The 17,733-nt window shown below is 44.4% G+C and carries 11 protein-coding genes; 1 reads left to right on the top strand and 10 read right to left on the bottom strand.

What is annotated here, in order from left to right; genetic code table 11:
- Positions 1–513 precede the first annotated feature (513 nt).
- The 10 genes from AC3CID_RS01915 to AC3CID_RS01870 form a co-directional block, all read right to left on the bottom strand.
- A complete protein-coding gene (locus tag AC3CID_RS01915; RefSeq protein ID WP_488526884.1) occupies positions 514–2,397 on the bottom strand; it encodes a sensor domain-containing diguanylate cyclase in 1,884 nt (627 codons plus the stop codon).
- Positions 2,398–2,507: 110 nt separating this feature from the next.
- Entirely contained in the window at positions 2,508–3,002 is a 495-nt protein-coding gene (gene ilvN, locus AC3CID_RS01910) for an acetolactate synthase small subunit (protein WP_004735875.1), read from the bottom strand.
- Position 3,003: 1 nt separating this feature from the next.
- A complete protein-coding gene (locus AC3CID_RS01905) occupies positions 3,004–4,761 on the bottom strand; it encodes an acetolactate synthase 3 large subunit (RefSeq protein ID WP_145569906.1) in 1,758 nt (585 codons plus the stop codon).
- 460 nt (positions 4,762–5,221) lie between these two features.
- Positions 5,222–7,030, bottom strand: coding sequence for an AMP-dependent synthetase/ligase (locus AC3CID_RS01900; RefSeq protein ID WP_488526883.1), 1,809 nt, complete (start codon positions 7,028–7,030; stop codon positions 5,222–5,224).
- Positions 7,031–7,231: 201 nt separating this feature from the next.
- Entirely contained in the window at positions 7,232–8,191 is a 960-nt protein-coding gene (gene leuO, locus AC3CID_RS01895) for a transcriptional regulator LeuO (protein WP_171308574.1), read from the bottom strand.
- A gap of 346 nt (positions 8,192–8,537) precedes the next feature.
- Positions 8,538–9,593 (bottom strand): MJ1255/VC2487 family glycosyltransferase, encoded by a 1,056-nt coding sequence (locus tag AC3CID_RS01890; protein ID WP_488526882.1) that lies wholly within the window; start codon positions 9,591–9,593, stop codon positions 8,538–8,540.
- 56 nt (positions 9,594–9,649) lie between these two features.
- The gene (locus AC3CID_RS01885; protein ID WP_054547846.1) at positions 9,650–10,174 is read right to left on the bottom strand and encodes a phosphatase PAP2 family protein; all 525 of its coding nucleotides are present in this window, start codon (positions 10,172–10,174) and stop codon (positions 9,650–9,652) included.
- A gap of 291 nt (positions 10,175–10,465) precedes the next feature.
- Positions 10,466–13,573: an efflux RND transporter permease subunit gene (locus tag AC3CID_RS01880; protein ID WP_488526881.1), complete on the bottom strand. Its 3,108-nt coding sequence runs from the start codon at positions 13,571–13,573 to the stop codon at positions 10,466–10,468.
- Positions 13,570–14,907: an efflux RND transporter periplasmic adaptor subunit gene (locus tag AC3CID_RS01875; protein WP_488526880.1), complete on the bottom strand. Its 1,338-nt coding sequence runs from the start codon at positions 14,905–14,907 to the stop codon at positions 13,570–13,572. The genes AC3CID_RS01880 and AC3CID_RS01875 overlap by 4 nt, the downstream gene beginning before the upstream one ends.
- A complete protein-coding gene (locus tag AC3CID_RS01870) occupies positions 14,907–15,566 on the bottom strand; it encodes a TetR/AcrR family transcriptional regulator (protein ID WP_065207192.1) in 660 nt (219 codons plus the stop codon). Before AC3CID_RS01870 ends, AC3CID_RS01875 begins: the two co-directional genes overlap by 1 nt.
- A 568-nt stretch (positions 15,567–16,134) precedes the next feature.
- On the opposite strand from AC3CID_RS01870, the gene leuA reads away from it, so the two are divergent.
- Positions 16,135–17,682 carry a 2-isopropylmalate synthase gene (gene leuA, locus AC3CID_RS01865; RefSeq protein WP_065207191.1) on the top strand — a complete coding sequence of 516 codons (1,548 nt, stop codon included), beginning with the start codon at positions 16,135–16,137 and terminating at the stop codon, positions 17,680–17,682.
- Positions 17,683–17,733: the final 51 nt, after the last annotated feature.

Raw genomic sequence — 17,733 nt, 5'->3', positions numbered from 1 at the left:
AGCCAAGAATGACCAATGTGCCTATGGTTAACCTCACTAAAAAATCGACAAACATACCACGCCTCTTTTAACCAGACAGTATGATCCCCAAACTCTTGCTACAGCTAACCTAATTCTACTGTTATCTCTCAAGCCATTGATAAGGCGAGCTAACCAGCTGAATTAAGTTAACGGTGTCATCCCTTTTATATCGGGTAAACACTCTGTTTATTGGTTCGCTTAACACGACGCAACCTGAAGCAAGGTAGTTTACTTATTGTTTATTTTAGCTCAAATTTTCATCAGCATTAGACTTTAGTCTAACTACATAAGACTTGTGACATAGGTCGCCTCAAAAGTGAGATTCCTATTATAGATGTTGAAAGGAACTGCTGAAGGCTAGCTTTAAAAGATACGAAGCGAGAAAGATGGCTTGATAGGAAAGTGGTTAGTCACTTAAAACGTAAATCTTTTTAAGGGCTAAGTCTGTTGAAAGCCAAGTGAAATATTAAAAACTAATCGAGTAATGAAAGATTAAGCGACATCAGCATGACTAGGGCACATAGAGACGGTATTGCGCCCAGACGATTTAGATTCGTAGAGCCCAACATCGGCACATTTGTATGAGCGAGTGCTGTTGCTTGTCAAATCAGTGAAACCGACACTCACCGTCACTTTAGTCCCTGAGGATAGCTCTATTTCTATTCGTAATCGATCCAACACACGTTTCGCTTCCGGCAGTGAGGTGTGTGGCATCAGTAATGCAAACTCCTCCCCCCCAACGCGAGCAACAAAATCAGTACTGCGTAGACTGTCTTGTAGAAGCCTTGCAACACTTGCAATCACTCGGTCGCCTTCATCGTGGCCAAGTTCGTCATTGATTCGTTTAAAGTTATCAATATCGACTAAAGCTAAGCAAATGGTCGCTTCATTAGGGTAACGCTCGACCAAGCGAGAATAATACGCGAGCTGTTCTTCGAACTTGCGTCGGTTCCAAAGGTTACTCAAAGAATCTCGTTCACTTAAGATCCTCAAACGCACCTCAAGCTCCTTCCTAACAGAAATATCAACCAAGGACGTAATATAGTAACTGATCTTTCCAGAACGATTCTTAACAGCTTGTACTCGCATGATGACGGTGAAAGGGATACGTAACTTGTTCTTACACAGGACTTCCCCTTCCCATACTTCTTCTTGCTCTAAATGACTCCAGATATCAGAACTTGAGAGCTCTTGGTCGGTATTCTCAAGCAATAGCTGCAATGCGTTCTTTCCGATAACTTGAGTTTTGCTGTACCCCGTCATGTTCTCAAACTCGTTGTTGATCATCATAGTACGATGCTGCTTATCAGAGATCATGACGGCCGACATGCCGCTCAATGCGGCGCGCGCCAACTTACTTTCTAAGCTCCGACGTCGATAATGGGTCACTAAATATGCAAACGGAAACGCAAAAACAAGTACCGTCAGTAATACAAAAACTTCTTCTTGAGAGAGATCATTTAGACTCTGTTCAGCCCTATCCATCAACTGCTTCTGATTGAGTTGAATCAGCAAGTGAGCTTTTTGATTATTCGCGAGCATAACGGTGTTAAACGCAAACAAGTTACCATCTTCAAAAACGTGTCCAACCTGATCGTTGTTAATCGCTTCCCACGTTTGTGGTGCGATGTGTTTCAGGTTATACCCTTTTCTTTCAGGGATAGAATCACCAAACAGCTTACTGCTGTTATTACTCGCAATGTAATAACCGGATTCATTAATGATTTCCGCTCTTAGGTCATTATCAGGTGAAAAGCTAAGACGTGACGATAAGCCCCATACATCCAAATTGATAACAAGGTAACCAACGCGTTTTTCTGGTGTTTCAACAGGAGTAAATACACGGATTACAGGTACATAAGGGAAGGTTAGCTCACCATGCTCCGTTTCAAGTTCAATCCCCCAGCCACCAATTTGCTCGGCTTCAAGATTTTGTGCATGTTGAAAATAGCTAGAATCAGACTTGTCTTGTAGCTCTTGAGGGACCGCCACACTCCCGGTATCAGCCGAGTAATTAACGCGCACCAGCTCTTTGCCCGTAATGTCCAACAGATGAATCTTCGTGTACCACTTCTGGTTCACTAAGACAGACTGCCAAACTTCTTCGAGTAGATCTTTGGTTTGTTCCGACGGAGATTCAGCAAAATTGACAAGACTTTGACTGTGACTGAGCAACCCCATCACCGAGGCTAATTGAGTCTTAAGAAGATCATAGTCTCGCTTGGCATACACTAATTGATAGACAGCTTGTCTAGCCGAATAGTCAAAGCTCTGTTGTTTTACTTCTTTGTAGCGCTGTAAGTAATAAAGAGCAACGGCAGAACAGAGTGTGATTGAGATAATTAGTAATGTAATTATTGATTTTTTATTTCTCATTACTAGCTCAGAAGGAAAAAGAGAGCGGAGGATTATAGCACTCTATAAAATTAACAAAATAAAAGCCGCTTAAAAAAGCGGCTTAAAAACTATTTTTACAGACTTATCGTTTAGGCCTTCAACGCCCGTTCACCTCGAGCAATACCAACAACACCACTTCGAGCAACTTCAAGAACTTCCGTCACTTCAGACAATGCCTGAATGAAAGCATCCAGCTTCTCGCTAGTGCCAGCCATTTGAACCGTATATTGAGAAGCTGTCACATCGACAATCTGGCCACGGAAGATATCCGCTGTGCGTTTCACTTCCGCGCGAGCAAAGCCGCTAGCGCGTACTTTTACCATCAAAAGTTCACGCTCGATATGCTCAAGCTCAGACACTTCTTGTACCTTAAGTACGTCGATTAACTTGTGTAGCTGTTTTTGGATCTGCTCAAGCTGCATTTCGCTCGAGTTAGTGGTGACATTCAGACGAGAAAGCGTCGGATCATCGGTTGGAGATACGTTCAAAGACTCAATGTTGTAGCCACGCTGAGAAAACAAGCCAACCACTCGAGAAAGTGCACCTGGTTGGTTTTCCATTAATAGTGAAAGGATGTGTCTCATATTATGTTCTCTCCGTTTTGCTTAGCCACATGTTATCCATACCCTCGCCTTTAATCTGCATTGGGTATACGTGCTCGGTGTCATCCACACTGATATCGACAAATACCAATCGGTCTTTCATCGCTAGTGCTTTTTCCAAACCTGATTCCAGTTCATCCGGAGACGAAATACGCATGCCAACGTGGCCATAAGCCTCGGCAATCGCAGCAAAATCAGGAACAGAGTCCATATATGAATTAGAGTAACGACCTTGATAAACAATATCTTGCCACTGTTTCACCATGCCTAAGAAACGGTTGTTAAGGTTAATAATCTTAACGGGAATATTGTATTGCAGCGCAGTCGACAGCTCTTGGATATTCATTTGAATACTGCCGTCACCAGTAACAATCACAACTTCTTCATCTGGTTTCGCAAACTTAACGCCCATACCAGCAGGTAAGCCAAAGCCCATAGTGCCTAGACCACCAGAGTTAATCCAACGGCGTGGCTTGTCAAACGGGTAGTACAAAGCAGCAAACATTTGGTGTTGACCTACATCAGAAGCAACATAGGCATCGCCATTGGTTACTTTATGAAGTGTTTCAATAACTTGTTGTGGCTTAATACGACCAGACGTTTTGTCATACGCTAAGCAGTCACGTTCTTGCCACTGTTTAATTTCACTCCACCAGCTTTCCATCGCTTGCGCGTCGTTGGTTCCGCCTTGCTCGACAAGCAGGTTAACCATGCTCTCTAGAACTTTCTCTGCTGAGCCTACAATCGGTAGATCAACTTTTACGTTTTTAGAGATAGAAGATGGGTCGATATCAATGTGCATGATCTTCGCATCAGGGCAGTATTTATCTAAGTTATTGGTGGTGCGGTCATCGAAACGCACGCCAATACCAAAGATCAAGTCCGCATTGTGCATCGCCATATTGGCTTCATACAAACCATGCATGCCCAACATACCCAAAGAATTTTTATGGGTACCAGGGAAAGCGCCAAGCCCCATTAGGGTGCTTACCACGGGTAAATTCAGTGCCTCTGCTAATTTTAACAGCGGCTTATCTGCCTCAGAAATAACCGCACCACCACCGACATAAAGTACCGGCTTCTTCGCTTCAAGAAGGGCTTTTAGCGCCTTTTTGATCTGACCTTTATGACCCGTAACCGTTGGGTTATATGAACGCATTTTGATCGTTTCTGGGTATTCATAAGGAAGCTTGATTTGTGGGTTTAAGATGTCTTTTGGCAGATCAATAACCACAGGACCAGGACGTCCTGTCGTTGAAATATAGAATGCTTTTTTAACGACTTCAGGGATATCTTCCGCTTTTTTAACGAGGAAGCTGTGTTTAACGATCGGACGGGATACACCCACGATGTCACACTCTTGGAAGGCGTCATTACCAATTAAGCTATTTGGTACGTTACCAGAAATAACAATCATTGGGATTGAGTCCATGTAAGCTGTCGCAATACCAGTAACGGTATTGGTTGCGCCAGGACCAGAACACACAAGTACTACGCCAGGTTTACCGGTAGAACGAGTATAACCATCGGCCATGTGGGTCGCGGCTTGTTCGTGTCTTACTAATACGTGTTTAATTTCAGCAGTTTTAGCATGCAGTGCATCATAAATATCAAGTACAGAACCACCAGGGTAACCAAAGATTTGTTCTACACCCTCTTCAATTAGAGACTGCACCACCATCTCAGCGCCGGATAACATTTCAGCGCCGGATGACATGGCTGTTTCAGGTTTTGTTGTCATATTGCTCTCCTCACCAGTTTCCAACCATATTTGGTGAACATGTTGGGCTGGTTTTTCATAGTCTAGGGCTTATTCGTAGCCTAATTCGAAATACTTCCACTTTTTCGGCTATGGCTGTCTGTCGTGATAACAACAAACAGTAATACGAAACAACTTTAACGCTTTATTATCATCTGGTCTAACACCTGTTATCCGATAATTACGTCAAAAAACCAACTATTAGCTGAAAGCATTAAATAAAACCCAAACCAAACCCAATAGTTAGATTTAAAAACCAATTAACACCTAAAAAAAAGAGCTTAATATTCAAATGAATCACGGTTTATCGATTAATTACGCCCTTATTGGTGTGCGCTTTCGCACATTGTGCTGTGTCAGCAGGCATAAAAAATCCCCCTAAAAATGCAATCACATTCGTAGGGGGATTTTTAAACAACTGAAAATTTATCTAAGCAGAAAACTACTTATCTTTAGGCTTTTCATTGTACATTTCTTCGATTTCGTCTTGATACTTATCGTTGATAACTTTACGACGCAATTTTTGAGTAGGTGTCAGTTCGCCATCATCCATAGAAAATGCTTTTGGCAGCAACTTGAATTTCTTCACTTGCTCAAACTTAGCCAACTCTTTCTGTAAGTCATTCACGCGCTTCTCTAGCATCTCGACAATCTGGTGATGTTTAACAAGCTCAACACGGTCGTGATACTTGATATTCAGCTCTTTGGCATACTCTTCTAGCGAGTCATAACAAGGAACGATCAACGCAGAAACGAATTTGCGCGTATCAGCGATAACGGCAATCTGTTCGATAAAGTGATCTTTACCAATCGCGCCTTCAACCACTTGCGGTGCAATATACTTACCGCCAGAGGTCTTCATCAATTCTTTAATACGATCAGTAATGAACAGGTTACCATTTTCATCAAAATGTCCCGCATCACCAGTCTTTAGGAAACCGTGCTCGTCAAATGTCTTAGCGGTCTCTTCGGGCATCTTGTAGTAGCCACGCATCACCATTGGACCACGAACAAGAATCTCGTCCTTCGCACCAATTTTGACTTCAGCACCCGGCATCGACATACCAATCGAATCAGGGTTAAAACAGCGGTCATCCCAGCACGATACTGTTGCCGTGGTTTCTGTCATGCCGTAGCCAAGTTTTACGTTGATACCAATCGCGTGGAAGAAGCGACCAATGGTTTCATCAAGCTTCGCACCACCACATGGCATAAAGTTAATGTTTCCGCCTAACAGAGCTCGCAGTTTAGATAACACAAGCTTATCGGCAAGCGCATGGCTCTTCTTCAGCATGAATGATGGAGTACGACCTTCTTGGTGACAAACAGAAAGCTTCGCTCCCATATTGACCGCCCAAGTAAACAGCACTTTACGGATAAACGGTGCTTTAGATACCTTCTCGTGAATCGCTGAGAAAATCTTCTCGTAGAAACGGGGAACTGCACACATTACTGTCGGTTTTACATCGCTTAGAGCATCGCGTACTTGCATCGTGTCTTGCAGGTAACAGTTGGTTGCACCTTTATAAAGGGCATAGAAAGTCCAAGCGCGCTCAAATACGTGTGACAAAGGTAAGAAACACAGTGATACGTCATCTTTAGTTAAGCTAAGACGTTCATCGTGACCTTTCAATTGATAGCCAATATTAGTGTAATCAAGCATCACACCTTTTGGTTGGCCTGTCGTGCCAGAGGTATAGATAAGGGTCAGTAAGTCATCCATGTTTGCATCAGCTAAGCGAACGTCAAGTTCCGCTTGTTGAGCTTCAACACCACGAGCCATGAAGTCCTGCCATGAAACAGCAAAACTATGTTCTTGAGTGTCGATATCAGCAGACATCGCCACAACAACTTCTAGCTGTTCACACTCTTCAAAAAGGCTAACCGCCGCATCAAATTGAGCTTGCTCGCCAACGAATAAGATCTTCACATCTGCATCTTGGATAATGTAAGAAGACTGCGCCGCTGTGTTGGTTGGGTAGATTGGTACCGTTACAAGACGCGCTTGTAAAGATGCAGAATCTGCCACAGTCCACTGAGGCATATTGTTCGAAAAGATGCCTATCTTATCCTGAACTCTCAGTCCGTGAGCCAACAGTGCTAACGAAAGCGTATCGATCTGTTGTCCAAACTGTTCCCAGCTAATACCTTGCCATACATTGTCGACTTTATGCTTCAAAGCTGTACGGTTGCCACCTTGGGCAATTTGGTCACGAAGTCTTTTTACGATATGAAAATCTAAATTGGCCATCTCTTTACCTTTGGCTTACACCTGTAAGCTTTTTTGAGCGCACAAGTGTACCTCTGATCATGGAAAAGGCAACTGATGAAGCTCAAAGTTATAAGTAATAGTACGTCTCACGCTAAGTTTTCTATCAACAAAAATAGCAGGTACAAAAAAGCCCCAAGCCAGACTCCCAGCTTAGGGCTTATAAATCATAGGGATTAGTGCTTAGTTAAGCGCCACTACTTCGCCACAGATCATCATTAACTGATCTCGTAACCAAATGTGTCCTTTATCCTTTTCACTTGATTCGTGCCAGCTTAGGAAGCCAGAAATTGCCGCATTATCGAATGGGAAATCTAGAATCTGAAGCTGATCTTTGTTCGCGGCATGCTCAACCATCCAACGAGGTGCAATTGTCACAAGCTCAGATTGACCAACAACGTAAAGTACGTTGCTTAAGCTAGTACCTTCGTAGAAAGGCGTGCAATCTAGGTCACGGTAAGCTTGCTCTGAGAAGCTGCGTTGACCATGGATGCGAGACAGTTTTGCGTGCTTTTCGTTAAGCAGCTCTGTCGCTGAAACTTCACCGTTGATACGTGGGTGAGAAGCAGAAGCAACAACAACTAATTCGTCTTGGAAGATCTCTGTGCTTGAAAAGCCCTGCTCATCAAAACGAGCGTAATCAATAACGAAGTCGATTTCTTGGTAGCGCATACGCTCAGAAAGTTGACGATCGAATTCTGCATCCATGTGCAGTTTAACGCTAGGTGCTTGGTCGTTGATTGTCGACATAATCTTAGGTGCAAAACGCATGTCACAAGGGCTACAAATCGCAAGTTTGAACAGACGAGAAGACGACTCTGGAGAGAACACAGAACTTGGCAGTTCATTGCGTACTAACTGCAGTGCTTGGCGGATTGGACCAAACAACTGACGAGCACGTTGAGTCGGCTGAATACCACGACCTTGACGCATGAATAGTTCGTCGTTAAACATCACTTTTAGACGAGCAACAGCGTTACTTACAGCAGGCTGAGACATACCCAGATTATGAGCTGCACGTGTAATGTTTTGCTCTTGCATAACTGCATCAAATACAGTCAAAAGATTTAAGTCGACTCCACGAAGTGTGCTTTCCATTCTGTAGCTTGCAATAGCACTCATTGCGTCTTTTTTCTCTAACATTCAAGTTGCCTCTTGTCGGTTCGACAGCGTTAAATTGGTAATGGTATAGGAATAGATAACCACTAATTCTTATATTTATCAGACCGATGTTTTTCGGATTACCATTACTATTAACCAATAAATCTCGAGCTACCAACAAGATTGATAAAGAATAATTTTATTTTACCTTAATGATTAAATAACATCTAAAAATCAATTATTTATAGAGTTATAAAAAAACATAAAATGCATCACTTATGAGTTTCATTTCGACTTATTTAGCTGTTCTATCGTTTGGTTACATTTGTTACAATTTATTGAACTCATGAATTGTTTGACTGGTTGATTCAGAAATAACACTTATGAGTTAAGTGAGCGATGCATAACTAGGAAAATCTACCTTGTCCCAAAGTTGCTTTCTTAAGTCATCTTGGTTGGACCAATTGCCCGCTAACACCCACTCAACAAGTGCACTTGCCACGTCGGGATAAGTAACCACTTCGGCCTGCTTTTCACCGAGCCAACCACGCAAGGTAGCCGCGTCTAAAAAGCTCATGCTTTGAGCCAACCCGAGCGCTTCAAGCGTCGCAACATTACTCTGTTGTTCGAACTGCCCCTCAAGTGGTTTGAGAAGCAATTTCTTACCCAAGGTTAGGGCTTCCGATGGCAATTCAAAACCGCCATTAGCCACTACACCAGAGCATTGATTGAGGTCGAATTGGAATCCGGTATGACTCAGTGGTTTGAACTCAATATTTTCGACTCGACGGTGCTCAATGACATTCGGGTGATAACAGACAAAGTTGTGCGAAATAAACTTCATCAACAGATCCGAGATCGACTCAAGATCCTCAAACGGCAAATAGACCAACGTAAAGTCTTGTGCTGTTTTGGTTTGTTGATCACCAGCCAGCGTGTGAACGATAGGCGGCAGTATTGGTTGTTCAAAGTGATACCAATGCAAACCAATCGAATGCTCAGTTGGGGCGAAATGTTGAATCACCGAATGTTCAATCCAGTTGCCCCCTTCTTTGGGTACATCGTAGCGGAACGCATTCTGGTGGCTTATGCCAATGCATGGCACACCTTGCCTCTTAGCTGCCCATGCAGTCACAGGTTCAAAGTCATTCAACACTAAGTCATAAGGCGTCAAATCGATCTGATTAATCTCACTGAGAAATCGCCAGATGTTGTTCTTGATGAATGTCTTGCCGTATTTAACCTGCCCCTGCTCACTGTAAAAGGTTAAGCCGCTGCGGGTCTGATAATTACCAAATGCTTCCATCGAGAAGTACTTGCTCTCGTCTCGCCCAGAGAACAGGAAGTCGACATCGATATTTTGCTGACGAAAAGCCACAGCCATTGCTCTCGCTCGAGCGATGTGCCCATTCCCTGTGCCTTGTACGCCATATAAAATTTTCATGCATGTTCCTTTATGCTTGCCACTTAAGCTCGGCAGTGGTTGTTGCCAAAAAATGATTACAGGATGAAACTGATAGCAAGGCTAGTACAAGCGATGCCCAAGGCTGCGCCAATCAGTACGTCCGTTAAAAAGTGCACACCAAGTAGGATTCGAGAGCCAGCAATCGCTGCCGCCCAAATCAGGCTAAAGAGATATAAGCTCGGATAGAAATGTCCGATTAGAGTCGCCATAACAAAAGCCGCAGCGGAATGCCCAGAAGGGAGGCTGTATTTATCAGATGGCACAATATGGGAATAAAGCAATGAAGAGAATTCGGCGGGTCTACGGCGCTTAAGGGTGTTCTTGGCTAACCAATAAATCGGTAGCTCTATCGCAAAAGCGGCTAGACCAACCATTAAAAATTCACGACCTGTATAGCCATCAACTAACAGCGCAATCAAAGCAATCAACACATATAGATGACCATCCCCGGTATGAGACACCGCCTTACTGAGTGTCGCCTGTTGTCCGCTATAACGGTTCTTTAAACAAAAAACAGAAAATGCCACATCCCAGCGGACAATAGGTTCGATAGTACGCATACAATCTCCTTAACAATCCTTATTCAGTTAAGGCTCAAGTTATGCCCCTGAAATGACAGTTAAGTGACGTTTTGAATGAACTAAAATGAATTTTGAGGCAAATTGACCGCTTTCGCTAAGCAAGCTGATGAGGCCTAGAAACTGCCGATAAAAATAAAGCGACCCAAGGCCGCTTTATTCTTCTATGTTTTTACTTCTGTATATAAGCAAGCAAACGCTACTTCTATCGTGTTAATGGTTATAGTGCTCGCTAATGATAATAGTGCTCGCAAATGATAATAGCGCTAAAGGTTATAGCGCTAATGGCTCATGCTTTTTCACCAAACCAAAGTCCGCCAGTATCGCGTAGGCCGCAGGGATCATAAACAACACCAGTAAGGTCGAGGCAAATATGCCAAACACAATCGAAATGACCAATGGCTGGATAACCTGAGCCTGCAAACTGGTTTCCGTCAACAGCGGGAGCAAACCAGCTGCGGTCGTCATTGAGGTCAAAAATACCGCTCGGAAACGCTCGCGACTGGCTTTCACCACCGAGTCATGCACGCTATCTCCCTCATCGACATGGTGACGAATGTACTGGACTAACAAGATGGAATCATTAACCACAATCCCGGCAAGCGACACAAAGCCCATCATGCTTGGCATACTCAAAGAGTGCCCAAGTATCCAGTGCCCAACGACCACCCCAATAAAGGCGAGTGGAATGGCTAACATCACGACCACAGGCTCTAAATAGCTTCGGAACTGATAGCTAAGAATCGCAAACACGCCGAATAAGCCGAGCAAGAAGCCTTTGCCCATCGAGGCTCCAGTCTTAGCCGCATCTTTAGCTTCCCCTTCGAAATCAAAGCGCAAGCCTGGGTACTTCTGAATAAGCTTGGCTGCTTCATCTTTTTGGAACTGAGCCAAAATCGCCGACGAGCTCGCCTTCTTATTATCAATATCACCAAAGATGCTGATGGTTCTCAGCCCATCAATACGCTGAATTCGCACGTAGTTACGTTGGAAATCTAATGTCGCCAACGTTGCTAACGGGATCTGACTGCCGTCGGCGGTAATGATCGGGAAATTAGCCAGCTGCTGTATGTCGCCCGCTTGTTCCTTATCAAGACGCACCTCAATCGAGATGTTCTCAACACCGATTTGAACCTCATCCGCCGTTTGCCCGAAGAATGCAGCACGCAACTGAGAAGCAATCATCTGCCCATTCACATTGTAGGTTTCGGCTCCAGGGCGCAGCTTGACTAAGATCTCTTCTTTACCCATGCGCATGTCATCAAGCACACCATGCACCCCGTCAAACTGATTGAGGTACTCCTGAATCTCCAGAGAAGCAGACTTCAATTCAGCCAGATCATCATGCTTGGCACGGATCTCGATAGCACGACCACCCGGCCCCATGGTTGGCTGCTTGAACACTAATGAAATAGGATCCGCCAGCTCACCGATATCTTCGCGCCATGCATTGATGAAATCATCGATAACCGTGTTACGGCTCTCTGCACCGCGTAAGTCTAAACGCACAGTGGCTAAATGTGGGCCTGACTCACTGGCATCAGCATTAGCATTGAATTGGCTGGTGATGTGTTCCACCAACTCATTGCCCTCTTCGACCTCTTCACTCCACTGCACGTTCAAACGTTCAGCAGACGCGACTATTTTATCGACGACTCTCTCGGTTTGAGACAATGACGCACCCGGCGGAAGAATGATACGCGCTTCAGCGATGTCTCCATCCAATTCGGGGAAGGGTTGGAACTTAACAGCACCACCCGCAATCAAGGCAATAGAAAGTAACAACAGTGTCAGCACTCCGCCCATAAAGGCATAGCGGAACGTCACGACCTTCTCGACCATGTTCATCAAAGTTGTATTGCGGAAGTTCTCAAATTTTTCAAGCAACACCACTTTGAAGCGCAGCGCTGGCTTGTCATTCTTTTCTTTGTGTAATGAATGAGACAAGTGATTAGGTAGAATCAGGAAGGCTTCAATCAAGCTCAACGAGAGCACTAATATCAATACTTGAGGAACAGCCTTAAGCACCGCACCCATCTCTCCATCGAGGAACAACAAGCTACCGAAAATACACACCGTAGTTAAGAAAGAAGATAAGACTCCGGGAAGCACTTTCTTAACGCCGTTGTACACCGCATCATCAACGTTTTGCCCCCGATCTAAATGGGAGGCTATCGATTCGGCAATCACGATGGCGTCATCCATCATAATACCAATCGCCATTAATAAGCCGACCAGTGACATGATGTTGATCGATAGACCAAGGTTAGCCATTAAGAATAAGCCACCAAGAAAGGCAACAGGCAAACCAGCCGCAACCCAGAATGAATAGCGTAAGCTGAAGAACAGCCACATGGTGGCAAATACCAGCACAATACCTTGCCAGCCGTTACGTACCATCATGGTGAGGCGATCCCACAGCACAGACGAGAGATCGTTGGTCATTTGCAATGTCACGCCATCGGGAGCAATCGCGCTCTGATCTTCAACAAAGCGTGTCACGTTTTCTTTAATTCGAAGCGCATCGTCTTCTTTGTTTTTGCTGATCTTCAACAAAGCAGAAGGCTTGCCATCGAACAGGACTTTCTGTTCATCAAGCTCAAAACGATCGGTGATCTTCGCGATATCTCTTAAACGGATCACAGAACCATTTGGTGCCGATCCAACAACAATACTCTCAAGCTCAACAGGCGTGACCCGTCTCTCATCAAAACGAATCAGGAAGTTTTTGTCTGGCGTTTCAACATTACCGCTCGGTAGCTTTACATTCTGACGACCAATCTGGTCTGCAATATCACCGACACTCAAACCTAACTGACGAATGGCTTGGGTATCCAGTTCCACACGGTATTGATGATCAGAGAAGCCGCTAACATCGACCAGTGAAACATCATAATCAAGCTTCATGATACGTTTGAGGTCTTCAGCGTAGGCCTTAAGCTCCGGCCACGACGTTTCTGCTGTGATGGCGATATCAACAACCGGTTCATTCCAATCCAGTTCTTGAACAACTGGAGATTCAATCTCGCTCGGAAAATCATTGATCGAGTTGATCTGAGTTTGCACGTCCACCAGCATTCGACCGATGTCTGCTTTCTCATTGAGCTTCAGAATTAAACGCGCGCTGCCTTCAATCGCCTCACACTGAGTTTCTTCAATGTTGGCTAGGCCATCGACGGCATCTTCCATTCGTACACACAAGCTTTCTTCCACTTCTTGTGGTGATGCACCAGGATAAACGATGGCAGCCATAATATAAGGCGGATCATAAGCGGGGAAGGTTTCACGCTTGATGGTTGATAATGAGCTGATACCCATGATCAATAACCCAAGCATCAACAAGTTTGCCGCTGTTGGGTGCCTAGAAAAGAACTTGATCATGACGCACTCTCCTGAGTATCAGATTCAAGCTTAACCTCTTCAGAGTTCGACTCTTTCAGTAACATGCCTTCGATAGCTGGCAGGACGTCATTAAGAACCAATTTATCTCCCGTTTGTAGCTCGCCACTCACAGCCACTTGGTTATCTCTGCGATAAAGCACTTCAACACTCACCACTTGCAAGCGCTGATTGTCATCCATCAGGTAAACCTTGTCACCGTGCAATGCTCGCTCTGGAACCACCCAACTTAGATTCGCGACACCTTCAATCTCAGCTTTTACAAACATGCCGTTGACCAACGGGGTCGCATTGCTTGGCTGCAGTTGTGAATAGTCTTGAGCGATCTCGAGAATAATCCCTGCTGTCGCTTGGTTTTCATCAACCGTCTCACTGATTCTTGCCACCTTCGCAGGCCAACTCAGGTTCAGGTTGCCGCTGTTAAGTTGAATCGTCGCTTTGATTGGCGCTTCATAAGGATTAGGGATCCCTGCAGCATCGCGAGGGAACTGATTAAAGCTCGAGGCTAAAGTTTGCATATCGTGAATAGAAAGTTGCGCCTCCACTTCCATGACATTAATCCCGTGAGCAACAAACATCTCTTGCTGAAGGTTAACCACTTGATTTTGTTCGATATCAACCTGAGCAATTCGCATCGCTCTTGGCAAAATGATGGTGGTCTTATCGAGAGATCGCTGCGCCTCTTTCACTTTAGACACATTGACCTTTATCACCGCTTCCGCAACTCGTTTTTCATCAGGCATTAAAGCGATTTGGTTCGCGATATCCAACACTAGCTTCTGTTGAGACAGTGCACTTTGCTGTTGCAGGTCGACATCCGATTGAGAAGTCAGCCCTTTCTTACGCAGATCTTGTTTACGTTGTAGCTCTTTGTTGCTGATCACTAAGCGATTCTTTTCGATCTTAAGAGTCTGATTCAGGTTGTCTTCTTCTTGATTTAATTTCGCTAATGAGGTTTGACTTGATTTAAGATCGGCCTCTGCTTGTATCAGCTTCAATTCGTAATCCAGTGGATCAACCTTGAGCACGACCGTTCCCGCAGGGATCACCTGACCTTTCTCAAGATCCGGATGACGATAAACGATCTGTCCTGTCACCTCGGCAATCGCTTTCCATTCGACTTTCGGCACCACTTTGCCAAAACCAACCGCTAACGGTGCTATCAGTTGTTGCTCTAGGCTTACTGTGTCAACTAAGCGAGCTCTATCACCCGCAGGCTTGGTTGGCAGATCCGGCTTCAAGTTAATCGCAACCACAAGGCCAATGACACCAACCGCAAGTGCCGGAAAGAAGAGTAGTTTTTTATTTATTTTCATTATCTTTGATCCTGCACGGAAGAAGGGCTAGGCGTGTTTATAAAGCCTTCTGTCATCAATTGAATGTTGTGTTCGATTAAACGGTTAAGAAATTCTTCATTAATCTCAATACCATGGATTGCTAATAGAGGGGGCGGTGCAATGAATGGAAATACCATTAAGCTTATATACGACACGCGACAGAGCTTGGGATCCATCTCTTTTCTCAAGACACCTTGTGCCACCAACTTTTCAAAAATGACATCTTGGGCTGGCTTCGCCACATCGAGGAAAACCTTTTCGAGCAACTCTCTTTGCACTTCCGAGGGAGGCATATTCATCACTTGGGCAATCAAGCGAGGAAACTTGGGCACCTTGACCATCTCTTTGTAGTAAGTCCGCATTAAATCGAGAAAGTTTTCATGACTGCTCTCTTCAACTAACTTCTGCATTTGTAGCTGCATCGGTCGTAGGGTTTCACGTAGCATCGCCTCAAATAACCCAGCCTTACTGCCAAAGTAATAACGGATCATCGCAATGTTCACACCCGCACGCTCAGCGATCAGGCGTGTCGAGACCTTGTCGTATGGCTGAACAACAAACAGATCGCGAGCATGCTCAATCAATAACTGTCGAACATCTAAGTTCTGCTGAGGCCGCCCCGCTTTTCGTGCCGTCATGGCAAAAATCCATCCCTATAATTAATCATCCGATTAATTATAGAGATAAACAGACGTAACAGTAGAAGATTAATTACTCACTATTTAATCAAGTGATTAATTAATAGGGTCACACTTATAATTTTTTTGGTGAATCGTTCCATCAAAAAGATTTACTACAAAGTTTTAACCTACACATCAGCCAAACGATAAACTAACCCGCCAATACAAAACCACCAATCAGTCGATTTAGCCAAAGAGGAGATAAAAAACAGCACAAACCAAACCAAAACACTGCCAATGTACGCTGATATTGGATTTTCTTGTTTGACGCTCAGAATAAATTACGGTAAATATGGTGTTAACAGTTTATTTACGGATATTTGTGTAATGATTTTTTCTTCTTCTCTACTGCTGAAACTTCTCCTTATCGTGAACCAATCGCGCGGGTAAGTTGTGGGTCAAGAACTACACAAATATTAAAACCCGCACTGAGCGGGTTTTTTTGTAACTGGCACTTTTAAAAGAACATCATTCTTAATAATAATTTGGATAGCAATCGATTCATTATCGATATAAGGAAGCACCCATGAACGATCAAGTAATAATTTTTGATACTACCTTACGTGACGGCGAGCAAGCATTGGCAGCAAGCCTTACGGTAAAAGAGAAGTTACAGATCGCTTATGCTCTTGAGAGACTGGGTGTGGATGTTATCGAAGCTGGCTTCCCTATCTCTTCTCCAGGTGATTTTGAATCGGTTCAAACGATTGCAAAACACATCAAAGGCAGCCGTATTTGTGCGCTTTCTCGTGCCGTTGCAAAAGATATAGACGCCGCTGCAGAAGCACTAAAAGTAGCGGACCAATTCCGTATTCACACTTTCATTTCAACATCGACGGTACACGTACAAGATAAGCTACGCCGCAGCTACGACGATGTTGTCGAGATGGCAGTGAAAGCCGTCAAACATGCGCGTAACTACACTGACGATGTGGAGTTTTCTTGTGAGGATGCAGGTCGTACCCCTATCGATAACCTATGTCGCATGGTTGAAGCCGCGATTAACGCGGGCGCGAAAACCATCAACATTCCAGACACCGTTGGCTACACAGTACCGAATGAGTTTGGTGGCATTATCAAAACGCTATTCGATCGCGTACCCAACATCGATCAAGCGATCATCTCTGTTCACTGTCACGATGACTTAGGTATGTCGGTTGCGAACTCAATTGCTGCTGTGCAAGCGGGCGCTCGCCAAATTGAAGGCACAATCAATGGTATTGGAGAACGTGCGGGTAACTGTTCTTTAGAAGAAATCGCAATGATCATCAAAACTCGTCAAGAGCTTTTGGGGGTTCACACCGGCTTGGATCATAAAGAGATTCACCGTACCAGTAAGTTGGTTAGCCAACTTTGCCACATGCCAATTCAAGACAACAAAGCAATCGTCGGTGCTAACGCATTCAGCCACTCTTCAGGTATTCACCAAGACGGCATGCTTAAGAACAAGAACACTTACGAGATCATGACGCCTGAGTCGATTGGTTTGAAAAACAAAGCATTGAATCTAACAAGCCGTAGTGGCCGTGCGGCAGTTAAGAGCCACATGGACGCAATGGGTTATAAAGATAATGAGTACAACCTAGATTCATTGTACGAAGACTTCTTGAAACTTGCTGACCGTAAAGGACAAGTCTTCGATTACGACCTAGAAGCATTAATGCACTTCGCGAATCTACGTGACGAAGATGACTTCTATAAACTTAACTACCTAAGCGTACAATCTGGTAGTGTTATGTCTACCACCAGCATCAAGCTGCAATGTGGTGATGAAGAGAAATGCGAAGCGGCTGTCGGCAACGGTCCTGTTGATGCTTTATACCAATGTATTTACCGCTTAACAGGCTACGAAATCGCGTTGGATAAATTCGACCTTACTGCGAAAGGTGAAGGCGAAGATGGCTTAGGTCAAGCGGACATCATTGCTAACTATAAAGGCCGTAAGTACCACGGTACGGGCGTTTCAACGGATATCGTTGAAGCTTCTGGTCAAGCGTTGCTACACGTTATCAATAGCATTCAACGCGCAGACACTATTGCTGAAATGAAGCAGCAAAAATTCGCGACAGTTTAAGACCCCAATAACAGAGCCCTAGAGCCGATGTTGTTGGCTTTAGGGACAAAA

Source organism: Vibrio sp. QJM3NY_21 (assembly GCF_057785975.1).
This window is presented reverse-complemented; position numbering and strand designations above follow the sequence as displayed.